General features: G+C 44.6%; 10 protein-coding genes. 2 read left to right on the forward strand and 8 right to left on the reverse strand.

Annotated features, from left to right (window positions below):
- Positions 1-207 precede the first annotated feature (207 nt).
- The 7 genes from AC1DCV_RS13070 to AC1DCV_RS13100 all read right to left on the reverse strand — a co-directional run bounded on the left by AC1DCV_RS13070 (position 208) and on the right by AC1DCV_RS13100 (position 14124).
- Positions 208-1290: a PA0069 family radical SAM protein gene (locus tag AC1DCV_RS13070; protein ID WP_477023576.1), complete on the reverse strand. Its 1083-nt coding sequence runs from the start codon at positions 1288-1290 to the stop codon at positions 208-210.
- A gap of 45 nt (positions 1291-1335) precedes the next feature.
- The gene (locus tag AC1DCV_RS13075; RefSeq protein ID WP_477023577.1) at positions 1336-3183 is read right to left on the reverse strand and encodes a glycosyl hydrolase family 28-related protein; all 1848 of its coding nucleotides are present in this window, start codon (positions 3181-3183) and stop codon (positions 1336-1338) included.
- A 123-nt stretch (positions 3184-3306) separates the two neighbouring features.
- Positions 3307-5085, reverse strand: a complete 1779-nt coding sequence (locus AC1DCV_RS13080) for a MutS-related protein (protein WP_477023578.1) — start codon at positions 5083-5085, stop codon at positions 3307-3309.
- Positions 5086-5215: 130 nt separating this feature from the next.
- Entirely contained in the window at positions 5216-6646 is a 1431-nt protein-coding gene (locus AC1DCV_RS13085; protein WP_441577791.1) for a glycoside hydrolase family 125 protein, read from the reverse strand.
- Positions 6647-6710: 64 nt separating this feature from the next.
- Positions 6711-9140, reverse strand: coding sequence for a beta-propeller fold lactonase family protein (locus AC1DCV_RS13090; RefSeq protein WP_477023579.1), 2430 nt, complete (start codon positions 9138-9140; stop codon positions 6711-6713).
- Between the two features lie 213 nt (positions 9141-9353).
- Positions 9354-12755 carry a methylmalonyl-CoA mutase family protein gene (locus tag AC1DCV_RS13095; protein WP_477023580.1) on the reverse strand — a complete coding sequence of 1134 codons (3402 nt, stop codon included), beginning with the start codon at positions 12753-12755 and terminating at the stop codon, positions 9354-9356.
- Positions 12756-13404: 649 nt separating this feature from the next.
- Positions 13405-14124: an NUDIX hydrolase gene (locus tag AC1DCV_RS13100; RefSeq protein ID WP_441577788.1), complete on the reverse strand. Its 720-nt coding sequence runs from the start codon at positions 14122-14124 to the stop codon at positions 13405-13407.
- 165 nt (positions 14125-14289) lie between these two features.
- On the opposite strand from AC1DCV_RS13100, the gene ligA reads away from it, so the two are divergent.
- Together ligA and AC1DCV_RS13110 are read left to right on the forward strand one after the other, a co-directional pair.
- Positions 14290-16404, forward strand: coding sequence for an NAD-dependent DNA ligase LigA (gene ligA / locus AC1DCV_RS13105; protein WP_477023581.1), 2115 nt, complete (start codon positions 14290-14292; stop codon positions 16402-16404).
- A gap of 114 nt (positions 16405-16518) precedes the next feature.
- Positions 16519-16956, forward strand: coding sequence for a nucleoside deaminase (locus tag AC1DCV_RS13110; protein ID WP_441577786.1), 438 nt, complete (start codon positions 16519-16521; stop codon positions 16954-16956).
- On the opposite strand, the gene AC1DCV_RS13115 is transcribed toward AC1DCV_RS13110, so the two are convergent.
- Positions 16957-17886, reverse strand: a complete 930-nt coding sequence (locus AC1DCV_RS13115) for an SPFH domain-containing protein (RefSeq protein ID WP_477023582.1) — start codon at positions 17884-17886, stop codon at positions 16957-16959.
- Between the last annotated feature and the right edge of the window lie 189 nt (positions 17887-18075).

Genomic DNA, 18075 nt, shown 5'->3' on the forward strand with positions numbered 1-18075 from the left:
AATCGGTGCAACACGCCCGCAATCTGGCCTTGACCTGCTTTTGCTTGCAGGCCATCGCTAAAATCTTGTATGTTGATATAAGTTGCACAGTTCTTTTTGTTCTTGGAACAAAGATAATTTTTATTTTTTTTATTACACAAAAAAACACCCTACTTTTTTCCTAGACTTAACATTTAGTTTAAACTGCAACTATTTCATACGATTATCTCAGAACAAACTCAATTGTGAATTTGGCCGTCGGAACGCATCTGTATTGAATTCGAAGCGATCCTGGTTCAATCCGTTCTTTTTAGTGTGAATTTTAAATTGTTGCTTAATCAGGTCAGCGAAGTTTCCTTCTCCTCTCATCCGGCGTCCAAATTCGCTATCATTCACGGTTCCTCCGTGCATTCCTTCTATGAGATGCCATACTTTATCTGCCCGGTCGGGGAAGTTTTTATAAAGCCAGTCGTTAAAAATGGTCTTCACTGCATCGTTGAGCCTCACCACCGTATAGCCTGCATACCTGGCCCCATTGGCCGCTGCCGCTTCCAGCAGGCGGGGAATCTCATGGTCGTTCAGTCCGGGTATAATGGGGGCTGTCATAACGCCAACGGGTACACCAAGATCGCTCAGCTCTTTCACCACTTTAAGTCTTTGTGCCGCAGTAGCCGTACGGGGCTCCATTTTCAATCGCAGATCCTCCTGCAGCGTGGTAACGGACAGGTATACGCATACCAGGTTTTCCTGGGCCAGCTGTTGCAGCAGGTAGCGATCCCGCAATACCAATGAGTTTTTAGTGATGATGCCCACCGGCTGTTTGTACTCCAGCGCTACTTCCAGCAGCTGACGGGTAAGCCACATCTTGCGCTCCACCGGCTGATAGCAGTCGGTATTGCCCGACAGGGAAATGGGCTTGGGTACCCAGTTCTTGTTATCCAGAAACTTACGGAGAAGTGCAGGAGCATTATGTTTCACTATGATTTTACGCTCGAAATCAAGACCGGCACTCAGGCCCCAATATTGATGCGTATTCCGGGCATAGCAGTAAATACAGCCGTGCTCGCAGCCCTGGTAGGGGTTCATGGAAAACCACATTCCCACATCAGGACTATCTACCTTGTTGACAAGGGTCTTTGCATGTTCTTCAAATATCTGGGTGGGTACATCCGCCTGCCACCACTCATCAATACCTTCAGCGTGTTCCTGCGCATATTCGTCTGTCAGAAATTTATTCTTCGGATTTATCTGCGCACCACGGCCTTTATAATATTGAGGCTCTGATCCCCCTTCCTGGAACGGCAAAGTCATATACTAAATATTTTAGTAAAAATACTAAAATATTTAACAAAATCATTAATTACCTAAATCAACTGTGGTACCGGGAAGTAAGGATTTTCTGATATCTCCGGGTAAAACGACCTTCACTTTTTTCAAATCCCCGCCAAAGGGGCTGACCAGCTGTAACACCTCGAAAACTTCCCCTTTACTATTACGGACACACTTAATGCTATTCGAGCCCCGCGTTCCTATAATATTCCCTACCAAAAAAGTGTTCTGCGCCTGTAGCCCTTGCTGTAAAACATTTATGGAAAACGACTTAGTATTAAAAACAAGGCTGTTACTCAAAAGACTTGTATTCAACTGACGAGCTTTACTGGGAGCCATCGACAACTGGTTTCCATTCACATTATTGGACGCCATAAACGCCGTAGGCACCTCCGCCGAATTGATGATGCTATTAGGTATACTTCCCTTATTCTGTACAACATTTAACGCTACAGGAGCCGAATGCCGCTTCATGTTGTCATACTGTCTCACAAGAATCGGATACTTTCCGTCGATCGTGTTTTTTTGTAGGTCAATATTTCCACCGCCATAAAAGCTCATGGTGGAATCAGCGGTGCCATTAAACCTTGAATTATTTATGTTAATATCAGTTTTATCAGCTGCATAAACATACCGGTTTCCCCCTATGAAATCGGAGTTCTTTATCTTCAATTTCACAGATACCATGTAACTGGCATTTACGATACCAGTAGTTTTGCTATACACAGCGTTGGGAGAGGAATTCCAGACACTTACCGGCGCCTGGCTGAACGTGCATCCATCAATTAAAATAGTCCCTCCCCCCTTGGAAGCAGAAGATATATATATTCCGCAATATTTATTATTCTCAAAAGTGCTATTGGAAACCGTGATATTGACAGCGTTATTTATTTCGCCTCTTTGTACAAGCCGCAAACCCACATAATTACCAGCGCCTTTTACGTTTGTTGCAGTAAGATTGGTGTTCTCAGCAGAAATAGCAGCGCCCAGACTTTGGGCATTCCCTCCGGTATAACAATCCTGAAATTCTCCACCTGTTATGGTACAGTTTAAAGCCCGCCCCATATCTCCTTCCATTACTATTCCACCCTTTGCTGCATATTTGCCATATTTTTGCGATTCTGCATTTACCTTACAATTATTAAAAATATATCTCCGCCCAGGCAAAAAGTCAACAGCTCCATTGGCAAAATTGTCCACCGCAAATCCCGCATACCCTAAAGAAGCAGCATTTGCAAAACAACTATTAAAAGTCACCATATCACATGAGCTCGCATAAAATACACCAGAAGACCCACAAAACCTTGCAATAACATTATTGATGGAAATACCCGTGCTTCTTGTAATTAGAACAGCATGGCCTCCTTTATTGATCATCCAATCTGTTCTCTGATCCGGCTCACTGAACTTCCCTCCAGCATCAGCATCACCCCAGTTTTCGCCCCGGCTCTCAATACATAAATTTTTAATGATCGAATTACTACATTCGTCAATAGATAGTGTGCTATAAAATGTTGTTTTTGAAGTTCTCGTTTGTTGCTTGTCGACAAATAAACGACTGGCATTCCCATCTCCTAAAATTGTAACGCTCTTTTTATTCCTCAATATCAGCGCATCGTTTACCAGGTAATTGCCAGCCGGAAAGTACACTGTTTGTCCTGCAGTTACCATATCTAGAACCTTATTGATTGCTTTGCTGTCATCTGATACGCCATCTCCTTTTGCGCCAAATTTTTTCACATTTAATTGTGTCGCATACCTGTTATTTTCAATGACAGCTTTTCCCTTGGCAACTTTATCTGGTTTAATATCTATTGTCGATGCGGAAACTGGCTTAAGCAACATTATAGTCAAAAGCGGAAATACTGCAAGCATGGTGGTTAATTTTTATTCGAAATAAACTAATACTGGAACATGACAATTAAAGTTAACTCAAATTGCCCTATTTACTACAGGGCAAGATGTCATTTAGCAAAACCGGTTTTAAGCATATATTTTTTAAATAATCTCCATCTGCTTCATCAGGAAGGTGGCATTCTTATTACGAGCAATCCCTTCCCGGATACGATAGTCGAAGTAAAGATGATTGTCCTGTATAGTGCTTTCGAAGCAATAGTTGCGGATCTGGTTGGGATACGCACCTTCCAGTTGCCCCAACTCCAGGTCGTGCGTAGCAATCATCCCCAGGCAATTATACCGTAGGAAATGCTCTATCAGGCTGCGGGAGCCGGAGAGCTTGTCTTCCGAATTGGTGCCTTTGAGAATTTCATCTAACAAAATAAATACCCGCTCCCCTGTTTTCAGTTGACGGATAATATGCTGTAAACGCAGCAATTCTGCCTGGAAATAGGAAGTATGGCTGGCAATGGAATCTTTAATCCGCATAGAGGTCATGATATGCATAGGGCTGAAAATCAGGCGTTCCGCACATACCGGCGCACCACACATGGCCATCAGCAAATTGGCGCCCACACTGCGCAGGAAGGTACTCTTCCCGGACATATTAGAACCGGTAATGATCAGGAAGCTGTCTTTTTTCCCGGCAGTACCGTCGTTCTTTACACATTCGCTGGCGGGGATCAATGGATGCCCCAGCGCAGTAGCCTCCAGTACACGCGCCTCCTGTGGTTCCGGCCAGGAAAACTGCGGATGATTATACGCATAAGTGGCCATACTATTCCATAATTCGAACTGCGTAATCACATCAAACCATTTGGCAATATGGAGCTTGTGTTGCTGCTTCCAGCGCTCCAGTCGCAGGATGCAATGAAAATCGTACAGCATCAGGGAATTGAGGATTAACCCTACCAACAGGTTCAAACGCTGATCAAAGGCACCGCTTACACGCGCCAGCCCTTTCAAAGCCACATCGGCCTCTTTCGCAATATCCTGCTGCTCCTGAAGCAATGTCGACTCTTTGAAAGAACCGCCTTTAATAAGGTTGAGCAAAATCGAAAACTTATCCAGTATACGCTCCTTATGAGACATAAGCCCATACTGCGCCATGATATCCTTTTGATTAATGCCCAGCAAGAACCAATTCACGACAATCATAATTGTTAAGGGGTACCAATGTCCGCTCAAGCTACCATACACAATGGCTGCCACTGCCAACGAAGGACTTGCCCAGATGGCAATATTGATCAGTTTACTGTTAATAAAATGGAAAGGCATTTCCAGCCACGCGGCAATTTCGCGGCGGTCACTCTCCTCTTCTTTTGCCAGCAGGGCATTAGCCGTGAGCTGTTGCCGGAACTCCAGTTCGGGCGCCAGCACTTTCAGGGCCTGTTGTGTATCCATAATAGCAGACCCACTTTTAAGCGGCGTACGCAACGCTGCTGCCAGCATGCGTTTGCCGGACAAAGTACCGGTTCTGTTGATATGTTGAAAAATAGAAGACGGTCCAAATACATCCAGGTCACTGGTAAAATCATGCCTATCATCCACAAATTCATTCCCGTCTTCAAATGATGACTGCCAGGTGGTGACAAGCTGTAACTCCTTCCTGTTAAGCTCCAGCAAGGTTTCGAATAATTGAAGTCTTTGCAGTGCTTTGGTATAAAGTATCAGTAACCGGGCAAATGCAATAACCCCTGCTATGGCTAATACCAGCCAACCGACCATCCATCCGTTCCTGATCAGCTGTACCACGCTGGTGCCTACCAGCAGGAAACTAATTAACCGGGCCCACGATAAAGTAGAGGTCAATCTTTTCTCCTTTTTCATCGATTCATTGAACTGATCTATCCGTTGCTGGTAAATATTTGCTGCTACCATTAATACTGTCAGGTTTATTGATTTAAGAATACCGGGTACTATCTAATAAAAAATCAGGGATCTCATGATTTATGTTCACAATTTATTGAACATACCTCATAAAATCCCTGATTAAAGTTATCTGGATGATTTATGCGTATTGTCTTTTCAGCAGATCAGGATATTCCTGGCTTACTTTCAGGATCAGTTCACCGAATAAGGTATTCACCCAGGCAAACCAGGGGCGGGTAAACTTAGTCGGATCGTCCTTGTGATAAGATTCATGAATAAAACCAGTACCACCGTCAGTATTGCGTAATGTTTTGATACAGTCAGCTATTTCTTCTTTATCATGGCTGGTTAAAGCTCTCATGATAACGCTCATTGGCCAGATATAGTCATTCCCGGTATGCGGACTGCCTACGCCATCACCATATTTACCTCTGTAAAACCAGGGCTGGAAATTGCTCCATACAAAATGCCTGGATGCCTGGTACAGTGGATCATCGATGCCTGTGTAGCCCAGGTAAGGGATGGATAAGAGACTAGGTACGTTGGTATCATCTAGGAATAAACGATTTCCAAAGCCGTCCACCTCAAAGCCATACATCATGCCCAGCTTGGGATGTTCCACAATAGCATATGCTTTGATAGCACGGTCTACTTCATCTGCCAGCGCAGTACATTCTTTTGCAAAGGCGGCATCTTTATAAATAGTTTCGCTGATTTCCGCCAGCTGACGCAGAGATACTACGGCAAACATATTGGAAGGAATCAGGAAAGGAAATACGGTGGCGTCATCAGAAGGACGGAAAATAGACACGATAAGGCCTACCGGAGATATTGGGTTCCCCCAGCCTCCATTTGCCACTGTATCCGACTGCACAGCAGAGATACGCTGGAACTTGTACGGACCATGGCCATCTTTACGCTGCTGTTCCTTGAATGTTTTTACGATAGACTGAGCCGCCTGTTTGTATTTAGCATCAAAGGGCGTATTGTCGCCACTTATTTTCCAATAATTATAAGACAAACGTACCGGATAACACAAGGAATCAATTTCCCATTTACGTTCATGCAGTTCCGGTTTCATATCAGTCAGATCTTTATCCCACTCACTACCGGTTGGGCCTTCGTTGAAAGCATTGGCATATGGATCAATGAGAATACATTTTGTCTGACGATTAATCACGCCCACTACCATTTCCTTCAGTTTCGCATCATCCTTTACCAGTGGCAGATAAGGCCATACCTGGGCAGAGGAGTCACGCAGCCACATCGCATTGATATCGCCGGTGATCACGAAAGTATCGGGTCTGCCGTTTTCTGATTTAAAATTAACGGTGGTATCAAGTGTATTAGGAAAACAGTTCTCAAACAACCAGCCTAATTTGGTATCTGCGATCTGCGCTTTTACCTTCACAATCGTTTTTTCCACTGCTTCGCTGGTAAATTTCCGCTTTGCCAGTGGTGGGCGCTGGGAGGTATATCCGTTCCAGCCAAATACTGTTTTGGGCAGTCCCAGCCCAACAACGCCTGCTACCAGGGCGCTGTTCTTTAGAAAATCTCTCCTTGCAACCATAACGTTTTTTGAATTTAGGAACCCCTAAAATAGAAAAGTTTCCTGGATTTGCTTAATCGATTTATCAATCGTCATCTTCTTCTGTAGCCTGTAACTTCACAAAAGCACTTCTCCTGGGGGCTGGCATTACTGAATGCTCTCCATGGATGGCCTTCCACACCACTTCATTCAACTCCAGGTCCGGTACCCGGTCTTCGTGCGCCAGATCAAAAGTAGCAGAACGACGTGCACTTTCATTCCAGGCCACATTTCTTTCATGAATGTCTACCTGGGCGGGTAAAACGGTATAAGGTGTCAGGTCAGGTGTGGAAGAAAATAACTCCCACATAGGATTGGCAGCTGCATCATACTGACTCATAGGAGGCAAACCCAGTATCAGTTCTATGGTGCGCAACATTCCTGAAGTAGAATACATATTATGACTGACTGCATTTCTTTTGATGTAAGGACTGATAACATAGGCCGTAGAACGGTGAGCATCTATGTGATCAGGGCCATTCTGGGCATCATCTTCCAGAATAAAAATGGCGCTTTCCTTCCATATCTTACTATGGGAGATGTAATCAACCAACTGCCCTACTGCCAGGTCATTGTCCGCCACGGCAGCATAAGGCGAATAGGCGCCTTTCCGCATACCACTCGTATGGTCATTGCCTAAACGGATACTATTGAAATGTGGCACTGCGTCAATCGCCAGCAAAGAATCAAAATCATGTTGCCAGATTTGCTGCCGGACTACATCCTGGATATTCAGATCAAAAGATGGATAATCTGTACAGAAATTATTCTCCAGTGATTTGAGCGCCGCTTTTCCTTTACCCGCAAACTCACCATAAGTACGGTAAGTCACGCCTGCACGATTACAATAATCCCAGATAAATCCTTTTTTTGGATAGGCTATTTTACGGCTGCCTTCATAATCATAGGTGCCACCACGGCCACCATAGCTGGTAGGCCAGGTTTTCTCCACGTAATCGGTAGCATAGGCCGCCATACTCCAGTTATGTCCATCTGCGCTGACTTCTGCATCTACATAAAAATTATCCAGTAACACAAAATCACCGGATAAACGATGCTGATTAGGCGTAATACGCTCAGGGAAAATACACAAGCTGCTATCTCCGTTTCCTGCGGTCATATCCCCCAATACCTGGTCGTAGGTACGGTTTTCCTTTATAATGTAAAAAACATATTTAATGGGAGAAGTTTGTCCGGCAGTCCGTGGAATCGGGTTACCAGCTTCTCCTGCAGCAGTATGTTCTTTCACTTTTGTATAAGGTGTATTCTCATATACCCATCCGGACCAGCGGCTCAACAATGCATCTGTTGGTTCATTAAAAACAGACAACGTCCCTTTAAACAACCCACCGATATATTGTACTGGTCTGTCTTTCCTTGTATTCGCCTGATGTGATCCACTCTCCTCTTTTTTGTTGATTGGATTAGGACCATCAGGATTAGCCATAGAAGTAAATCCTTTACCATTGGCAACGAATACTTTCTTTCCCGTTACTCTTACACAGGTAGGATACCAACCTACTGGTATAAATCCCTTAGACCTGCTTTTGCCAGGATTGGTCACATCAAAAACGGCCAGGCAATTATTATCTGCGTTGGCAATGTACAGCTGTTTATTATTAGCTGATAATGCCAGTCCGTTTGTAGTAGACCCCGCGGGTGCATCCGGGTACAATGCCGTTTGCAACGATTCAATTACTTTATGATCTGCGGTATTGATAACGGCTACCGAGTTATCATTTGCATTAGCTACATATAAGTATTTCCCATTGGCAGATAGAATCATTTCATTGGGATGACTGCCTACGGTAATCGTATTGCTTATTTTCTCTGAAGCGATGTCAAACACAGCCACTGCATCACCACCCCAGAGGGAAATATACAGGTGGCTTCTATCTTTTGACAGCAGGACCGTATAAGCTTCTGCCGCCAAAGGAATATGTGAGATGACTTTATTTTGCTGCAGATCGATCACATAAAGACTATTGTCTTCCTTGGTTACTACGTATAGCCGGTTACGTGATGGGTCTATTACCATACCTGTAGGACAAATTTTTTCTTTCGGCCAGGCGAGGCCCAGCCGGATACTATCTGTTACCTGCAATTTATTATTAGTGATCGCATATTGCCAGATTACATTATCGTTGGCCCCGGAAGCATACAACTTCTTTTCATCCTTGCTAAAGGCCAATCCCAGCCATGACTTCGGAATCGTTACTTCGTCCAGCAGCTGCTCTTTTACGGCATCTATCAATTGGATGGTTTGCCGGCTTTGCCCATTATTGGTAACGGCCAGATACTTCCCGGAAGGCGACAGTATCATGTTCAATGGTAAATCACCCAATGGCAATGAACGCCCCACAGGCGTTAAAGCCCAGCCATTGGGTAATGTAATACGTTTTGCCACTGTATCTTTGATTTGTGCAGTTGCTTGTAAACCCACAAAAAACAGGAAAACGAAAAATATTTTCTTCATAACGATGATGATAAGTGAAGCTGTAAAAATAGGCGCCCTACTCTATGGAGATAATGGTTCAATAAAAGGTAATACTAATATAATGTAAAGAGCGGAAAGCAAAAAGCAGAAAGCAAAAAGCTATTGAAGCGAATTATCAGAGCGGGTATTGTTTCCACTTTAGTTATTCGCTTCAATAGCTTTTTGCTTTCTGCTTTAAGCTTTCCGCTTTAATTACATATTTCTCCGGTACTGTCCACCTACTTCGTACAGTGCATGTGTAATCTGTCCGAGGGAACAATGTTTTACCGTTTCCATCAGTTCTGCGAAGAGATTACCATTGCCCACTGCTACCAGCTGCAGCTGCTTCAGCGCTGCAGCACTCTTGTGCCGATGTCTCTCCTGGAAGGCTTCCAGCGTATGTATCTGGAATTCTTTTTCTTCTGTAGTAGAACGGATTACTTCCGCCGGGATAATTGTAGGTGACCCATTTTTATTCAGGAAAGTATTTACGCCTACAATCGGGAATTCGCCCGTATGTTTCAGTGATTCATAATACAGGCTTTCTTCCTGTATTTTATTACGCTGATACATTCTTTCCATCGCTCCTAAAACACCGCCACGTTCTGTGATACGATTAAATTCGTTGAGTACGGCTTCTTCTACCAGGTCTGTTAGCTCTTCAATAAAGAAAGCGCCCTGCACCGGGTTTTCGTTTTTAGCGGTACCCAGTTCCCGGTTGATGATGAGCTGTATAGCCATGGCCCTTCTCACACTTTCTTCTGTAGGCGTGGTAATGGCTTCATCGTATGCGTTGGTGTGCAGGGAATTGCAGTTATCATAGATGGCGTACAATGCCTGCAATGTGGTGCGGATATCGTTGAAATCAATTTCCTGTGCATGCAGACTGCGGCCGGAAGTCTGGATATGATATTTCAGCTTCTGTGAACGATCATTTCCTTTGTATTTATACTTGATGGCCTTTGCCCAGATGCGGCGGGCTACACGGCCTATTACCGCATATTCAGGATCCATACCGTTGCTGAAGAAGAAAGACAGGTTAGGCGCAAAATCATCAATGCTCATGCCTCTGCTCAGGTAGTACTCTACATAGGTAAATCCGTTGGACAGGGTGAATGCCAGCTGTGTAATAGGATTGGCGCCGGCTTCGGCAATATGATAACCGGAAATACTCACAGAATAGAAGTTCCGTACTTTTTCTGTGATAAAATATTCCTGCACATCCCCCATTAACTTCAGTGCAAACTCAGTCGAGAAAATGCAGGTGTTCTGAGCCTGGTCTTCTTTCAGGATATCTGCCTGTACGGTACCACGAACGGTACTTAATGCGTGTGCTTTTATTTTTTCATATACCTCACGGTCCAGTACTTCTTCACCGGAAATGCCCAGCAACTGGAGTCCCAGGCCATCGTTACCTGCTGGCAGGTCGCCGCTGTAATGCGGCAGCGGATGATCTTTGAATTTCGTTTTTATCAGTGTGGTTACCTTGTCGGTCAACCCATTTTCTTTGATGTATTTTTCACATTGCTGATCAATAGCGGCATTCATGAAAAATGCCAGCAGTATGGGCGCTGGGCCGTTGATCGTCATGGATACAGAGGTTTTTGGATCACAGAGATCAAATCCGCTGTACAATTTTTTAGCATCGTCTACAGTGGCAATGCTCACGCCGGAGTTACCTACTTTACCGTAAATATCCGGTCTTACTGCAGGATCTTCGCCGTAAAGAGTTACGCTGTCAAATGCAGTAGACAAGCGCTTGGCCGGTTGATCCAATGATACATAGTGGAAACGTTTATTGGTTCTTTCCGGTCCGCCTTCTCCGGCAAACATGCGGGTAGGATCTTCTCCTTCTCTTTTTAATGGAAATACGCCCGCAGCATAAGGGAACTCGCCAGGCAGATTTTCTGTGAGCTGCCAGCGAAGAATATCGCCCCAGTCTTTGTACTTAGGTAAACTAACCTTAGGAATCCTACTATGGCTAAGGCTTTCGGAATAGAGTGGTAATTTAATCACTTTATCCCTTACCTGGAATTCGTAAAAATCAGCGGTATATTTTTTCAGCAGGGCAGGCCATTCTTCCACCAGTTTTTTACACTCCGGGTGTAATGATTTCTCCAGGTGTGCTTTGATGTCGGCGAGGGAGGCGGCGAGAGCTGGCTGCAAAGCGATGACTCCTTCTACCTGGTACAGCTGCGTGGCGATTTTGCATTGCTCATCTGTCCATTTGCTGTAATCACTGATGGCTTCTGCTATTTCGGCGAGGTAGCGTACCCTTGCCGGTGGAATGATCTGTGATTTAGTAGAAGTAGATTTCACGCTTTCATGGGCCATAGGGCCGAAGCTGGTACCGGTTTTCTCTTCTACTTTCTCCATTACCCTTTCAAACAACAGGTTAATACCCGGATCATTGAATTGAGAGGCAATGGAACCGACTACTGGTAATGCATCTTCTTTGGCGTCCCAGAGGCCGTGGTTGCGTTTATATTGTTTGCGCACATCATGCAAAGCATCGAGTGCGCCGGCTTTATCAAATTTGTTGATGGCAATCACATCTGCATAATCCAGCATGTTAATTTTTTCCAGCTGGGAAGCAGCACCATACTCTGGTGTCATTACGTACAGGGATACATCGCAATAGTCGGTGATAGCAGTATCGCTCTGTCCTATACCGGATGTTTCGAGGATGATAAAATCGAAGGCAGCCAGTTTGCAGATGTCGATTGCTTCCTGTATATGCTCACTGATGGCTTTATCGCTTTCGCGGGTAGCCAGGGAGCGCATGTAGGCACGGGGGTGGTGAATGGAGTTCATACGGATCCTGTCGCCCAGTAAAGCGCCACCTGTTTTCTTTTTGGATGGATCCACCGAAATTACGGCTACCGTTTTATCATTTGTATGATTCAGGTAGCGGCGCACCAGTTCATCGGTGACGCTACTTTTACCGGCGCCACCTGTTCCGGTAATGCCCAGTACAGGAGATCTTTCCGGGTCAGCTGCGGTATGGGTGATATGTGCTGTTGCCGTTTCATCCACCGTTACAGCGGTGCTGGTTTTCTGTCCTTTGAGCAGTGCTACCGGCATATCATTTTCTGCCAGGCTGATAGACCGGGCGATGATTTTCGGGTTCTTTTCTTTTTGCAGTTGCGGGATATCTTCCACATTACCACCTTCTGTGAGTGGTTTCACGGCAATGTCGCACTGGCTGATCAGGTCTTCAATCATGCCTTCCAGTCCCATCTGCCGGCCATCATCGGGCGAATAGAGGCGTGCAATGCCGTATGCATGCAGTTCTGCAATTTCCACCGGCAGAATGGTACCACCGCCGCCGCCAAAAATTTTTATATGGCCACAGCCTTTTTCCTGCAGCAGGTCATACATATACTTGAAAAACTCCACGTGCCCACCCTGGTAGGATGTTACCGCTATTCCCTGTGCATCCTCCTGAATAGCACAGTCTACAATTTCCGCTGCAGAACGGTTATGCCCGAGATGAATTACCTCGGCACCTTTTGCCTGCATAATGCGCCGCATAATATTGATGGCCGCATCATGACCGTCGAATAAAGCTGCTGCTGTTACAATGCGAACCTTATGTTGTGGTGTATAAGACATAATATGATGGTAAGTTTTAGGTATCCGTTAGTCGTAATCCAGTCTTTGTCATTCCTCCACAGGAAGAATGCAAGTTACGGAAAAACCTGCTGAACTGCCGGTATAGCACGGGTTTACCCAGAATTAGAATTGATTGAACAGGGGCCTTGTCTTGTTGCAAAATTTTTAACTGATTCCGAAATCGCTTAGTATTTCCCTAAAACAACTTTCCCCTGTACAATGCCTGTACAAGGGAAAGCGTAAAGTAAGACACAAGGCAGTAATGCTTAGCAGTCTTATGATTCATAACGTGGAACTATAAAATCAATTTATTGATGAATGATTTTGTAGTCTTTAAATCTTGTTTAGTGGAATTTTCTACATACGAAATATACTGTGAAAAAATCTTAGCGCGAATCAGTCCTAAATTTTGGTTTTATGTCTAATAATAAGTTGCTTTCTGGGATGTGTATATCTTACACAATCTTACTTAAATTTTTGTTAAATACAAACTTTTTTTTCTTTTTCTGAAGAAAAAGAATGCTGCAAATTATTTGCAGGTACGCACCTTACCAAATCCTTATTGGTAAAGGATTTTGACCTCATGAAAATTAACGGAAATAATAAGAAACAGGTGTGTGCGGGCTAAAAAAGTACCATCACAACGTCACTAGAAGCCTATACCCAGGTAGCGCTTCTTACGCTGGTCATATTTATCAAAATTAAATTTGTAGAGCTTGGCAGGACGGTGCGGTACATCTTCCTCTTCTTCGTTTAAATCCATCAGTAAATCCATGGATAAAAACTTTTTTCTGAAGTTGCGGCGGTCCAGTTCCATATCCAATATGGCTTCATAAAGATTTTGCAGCTCACGGAGGGAGAACTTACGGGGTAACAGGTTAAATCCGATAGGCTGTACCAGCACCTGCTGTTTCAGGCGCTCATGGCAGGTATCCAGGATTTGCTTGTGGTCAAAGGCCATGTCTTGCAGGTCTTTAACGCTATGCCAGTGCAGTTCGTTATTATGCGTCTTCAGCTCTACATGTTCAATATTCACCAGAGAGTAGTAAGCTACCGTAACCACCCTGCCTGCAGGATGCCGCTGAATAGCACCAAAGGTCTGTACCTGCTCCATATACACAGTATCCAGCCCTGTACGGGCTTTCAGCACGCGATAAGCAGCTTCGTCCAGCTCTTCCTCCGGCCGGACAATATCGCCCAGCAGCGACCATTTCCCTTTGTACTCTTTCAGATCTGATTCGATCAGTAATACCTTCAGCTCATCGTTGTTAAAGCCGAAAATAACGCAGTCTACAGAAATCGCCACCTTGAAATAGTCTTTTATTTCTACAAGGTGCGTATTGATGTTCTTGGTGTACATAGACATCATAAGGAACGTGGAATTACAGAAAAACGCAGTTAATTGTTCTTACGCAGAATTATAATCAAATGAAAGAAAAAATTACCACATTTAAAACAAAATCCACCGAATTTTTTGAAGAGATATCCCTAACGTGAAAGATAAGTTTAAATTTACGTCTCAGTTTCACATATTATGTACACAAAGGAGATAGAAATAACCCTGGCGCAGCTGGCCAAAGATCTGCTCAGCCACTTACAGCAGCAGCAACTGCTGCAATCCATTGATGAAACCCTGGATGCCCTTCGCCGTGTGATCAGTTACAACGACTGGCGCTACTACGTGCAGAGCGAACCTGTGATAAGTGATTATGAATACGATCAGCTTTTCGCCTGGCTTAAAAAGCTGGAGCTGGAACATCCGGATCTCATCACAGCCGACTCCCCTACCCAGCGTGTAGCCAAGGGGCTTACCAAGGAATTTGTTACAGTACCTCACCTGGTACCTATGCTCAGTCTGGAGAACTCCTACAATGCAGATGATCTGCTTGACTGGGACCGCAAAGCCAGGGAAAGCGCCGGCATTCCTGAAATAGAATATTGCATTGAACCTAAGTTTGATGGCGCCAGCATTTCCCTGATTTACGAAGATGACCAGCTCACACGTGGCGCCACCCGTGGCGATGGCGTAGCGGGAGAAGATATTACTACCAACATTAAACAGATCCGCTCTATTCCATTGTCTGCCAAGTTCTCCAAATACGGCATTCACCAGATAGAAATCCGCGGGGAAGTATTGATCAATAAAAACACCTTTAGTGCCTTCAATGAAAAACGTATTGCCGACAATCAACCACCACTGGCTAATCCACGCAATGCCGCCTCCGGTTCCCTCCGGATGGTAGACCCTAACGAAGTGGCCAAACGTGGACTGGAAGCTTTTCTGTACCATATGAGCTATCATACCATAAACCCGGGGCAAACAGAACCCGATGCGCTTACAACGCATAGTGGCACGCTGGAACTATTATCTACGCTGGGATTCCGCAGTCCGGCCAAAGAAAAAAAAGTAGTCAAAGGCATTCAGGCGGTGATTGATCATTGTTTGTGGTTTGAAAATGAACGCGATAACCTCCCATATGAAATAGATGGTATGGTGGTAAAAGTGAACGACTATAACCTGCAGGATAAACTGGGCATGACCACGCATCACCCACGTTGGGCTATTGCCTATAAATTCAAAGCACGACAGGCTACCAGCAAGCTGCKCAGCGTAGAATTTCAGGTGGGCCGCACCGGCTCTGTTACGCCTGTGGCAAAGATTGATCCTGTGCCCATTGGCGGCGTTACCGTTGGCTCCATTTCTCTTTTTAATGAAGAAGTGATTAAAGAGAAAGACCTGAAGCTGGGCGATACTGTACTGGTAGAAAGAGCGGGAGATGTGATACCTTACATCGTAAAATCTGTAGCCGACCTGCGGGATGGCAGCGAACAGGACATTGTGTTCCCTACCCACTGCCCGGTATGTCACGATAAGCTGGTAAAAACAGCAGACGAAGCTGTGTGGCGCTGCACCAACATTAACTGCGAAGCACAGGTAGTGGAAAGAATGATTCACTTTGTGAGTAAAGACGCCATGGATATTAAAAGCTTTGGCGAAAGCAATGTGCGCAAGTTCTTTTCATTAGGACTACTGAAAGATATTCCGGGCATCTACGAACTGGACTTTGAGAAAATAGGCGCACTGGAAGGCTTCGGCAAAAAATCACTGACCAACCTGGAAACGGCCATTGCACAATCCAAAACACAACCGCTGCACCGGCTCATATTCGGACTGGGTATACGCTATGTAGGTGAAACCACCGCTAAAACACTGGCCAACGCAGTAACGCATATCATGGATCTTCAAAACTGGACAGAAGAACAGATCCTGGCACTGGAAGATATAGGCCCGAAAGTAGCCGGCTCTATCCGTGTGTTTTTTGCCAATGAAGATAACATCGCCATGCTGGATAAACTGGCCGCGCTGGGCATCAACATGGAAAACACTAAAAAGTCAGCACCTACATCAGGTAACCTCAACGGACAAACGTTTTTATTTACCGGCACCCTGCATAAACTAAAACGTAGTGACGCAGAAGAAATGGTTGAAAAAGAAGGGGGTAAAATAGTGAGTGGCGTGAGCAGCAAACTCAACTACCTCGTAGTGGGAGATGATGCCGGCAGCAAACTGGAAAAAGCCAAGAAAATCAATACCGTTAAAATACTTTCAGAAGAAGAATTCATTCAGCTGTTAGATATTAGCCTCTAGCTTTTATTCTTCAGCTATTCAATAGACATCATTCACTAAAAGCAGTTGGCCGTTCGTCTATCACTACTCCGGTACCAAGACTAACCGCCAACTGCCAACAGCTAAGAGCTATATATGACCGATGAACATTTTATGCGGCAGGCGCTGCAGGAGGCACGCAAAGCCTTTGAAGACGGAGAAGTACCTATTGGTGCAGTAGTAGTATTAAATAACCGGATCATTGGCCGTGGCTATAATCATGTGGAAAGATTAAATGATTGTACGGCGCATGCGGAGATGATTGCATTAACAGCCGCGTTTAATACACTGGGTAGTAAATATTTAATGGAAGCTACTTTATTTGTAACCGTAGAGCCTTGCCTGATGTGTGCGGGAGCCCTTTACTGGAGCAAGATTGGCAGGATTGTGTATGCGGCTGCAGATGACAAGAACAGCTATCGCAGAGCTACCGGTGACCGGTCCCCGTTTCATCCTAAAACAAAACTGGAAGCCGGTCCGTGCAGCGAAGAAAGTTTACAACTGATGAAAACTTTCTTTGAACAAAGAAGATAATTATTTCTTATTGGAATCCATCAGTTTATTCATCCCCATCATTTGCTTCATGGTATGATCCATACCTTCAGAAGAGCCATCCAGGAAAATGACGTTTCCTTTTGAGTTTTCAGCAAAATGTTTAATGGCTTCTGTCCACATGGAAAAGAGGATCACCGAGGTATCCAGGTTAGCCTGCTGCATTTCTTTAGCGGCCATACTCATACCCTTGGCTACTTCTTCCCGGAACAGTGCCACACCCATACCACGCAGCTGAGCGGCCTGGCGTTCAGCTTCTGCAGCAATTTTGATGGCATTACCATCTGCTTCTGCTGCTTTGGTTTTAGTGATCAGCAATGCCTGTCCTTCGTTCTCAGCAGCTGCTTTCAGATTATTGGAAGCTACTACCTGTGCCATGGACTTCATAATCACTTCATCAAAAGTGATGTCGTTCATTTGCAGATCCAGCAGATGGAAACCCCATTCTTCCAGGGTTTTGTCGATCTGCTCTTTTACGTGCTCGGTAATATCTTTGCGCAGGCCCAGTACTTCTGCTTGTCTTTTTGTAGCCACAAATCCACGGATAGAACCTTCAATAGTGCGCACCAGCGCCTGCATAAAGCTTCTTTCATCCATAAACTTGAAAGCCACATTCTTAATCGTTTCTTCCTGCTGGTTCCATACGGCATATAACAGCATGGCTTTGAAGTAAACGTTCGCCTGATCAATGGTAATTGCCTGGAATTCCAGTTCTACAGACCTGTTCTGGATAGATACTCTTTTAAATACCTTTTCAATAACAGGTATTTTGAAGTTCAATCCTGGAAACAATACCCGGTTGTATTTACCGAAGATGGTCGTTACGCCGATGTTACCCTGTTGTACAGTAACGAAGCACGACATTAAAACCAGGAACGCCAATACCAGTAAAGTAATCAAGTACACATTCATAGTATGATTGTTTAGGTAGGGTTTAAGCTCGTAAATATACTGAAATAAAGCCAACAGGGGTAGATAGGCATAGTTTTCCCAACGGATATATTAAAAGAAGAAAATTTGGAGGTAGTAATAAAGAAAATAACAATGGATGAAAGCTGAGCTTAAAAACACAACGAATGAATAATAAAAAAGCTTAGTCAG

It is taken from the genome of Chitinophaga sp. 10T418 (assembly GCF_056394125.1).

Coding starts and splice junctions, on each gene's coding strand:
- AC1DCV_RS13080 (WP_477023578.1), bottom strand. CDS start 5,085: ATGGTAGCAGCAAATATTTACCAGCAACGGATAGATCAGTTCAATGAA.
- AC1DCV_RS13075 (WP_477023577.1), bottom strand. CDS start 3,183: ATGCTTGCAGTATTTCCGCTTTTGACTATAATGTTGCTTAAGCCAGTT.
- AC1DCV_RS13085 (WP_441577791.1), bottom strand. CDS start 6,646: ATGGTTGCAAGGAGAGATTTTCTAAAGAACAGCGCCCTGGTAGCAGGC.
- AC1DCV_RS13090 (WP_477023579.1), bottom strand. CDS start 9,140: ATGAAGAAAATATTTTTCGTTTTCCTGTTTTTTGTGGGTTTACAAGCA.
- AC1DCV_RS13110 (WP_441577786.1), top strand. CDS start 16,519: ATGACCGATGAACATTTTATGCGGCAGGCGCTGCAGGAGGCACGCAAA.
- AC1DCV_RS13100 (WP_441577788.1), bottom strand. CDS start 14,124: ATGATGTCTATGTACACCAAGAACATCAATACGCACCTTGTAGAAATA.
- AC1DCV_RS13095 (WP_477023580.1), bottom strand. CDS start 12,755: ATGTCTTATACACCACAACATAAGGTTCGCATTGTAACAGCAGCAGCT.
- AC1DCV_RS13115 (WP_477023582.1), bottom strand. CDS start 17,886: ATGAATGTGTACTTGATTACTTTACTGGTATTGGCGTTCCTGGTTTTA.
- AC1DCV_RS13070 (WP_477023576.1), bottom strand. CDS start 1,290: ATGACTTTGCCGTTCCAGGAAGGGGGATCAGAGCCTCAATATTATAAA.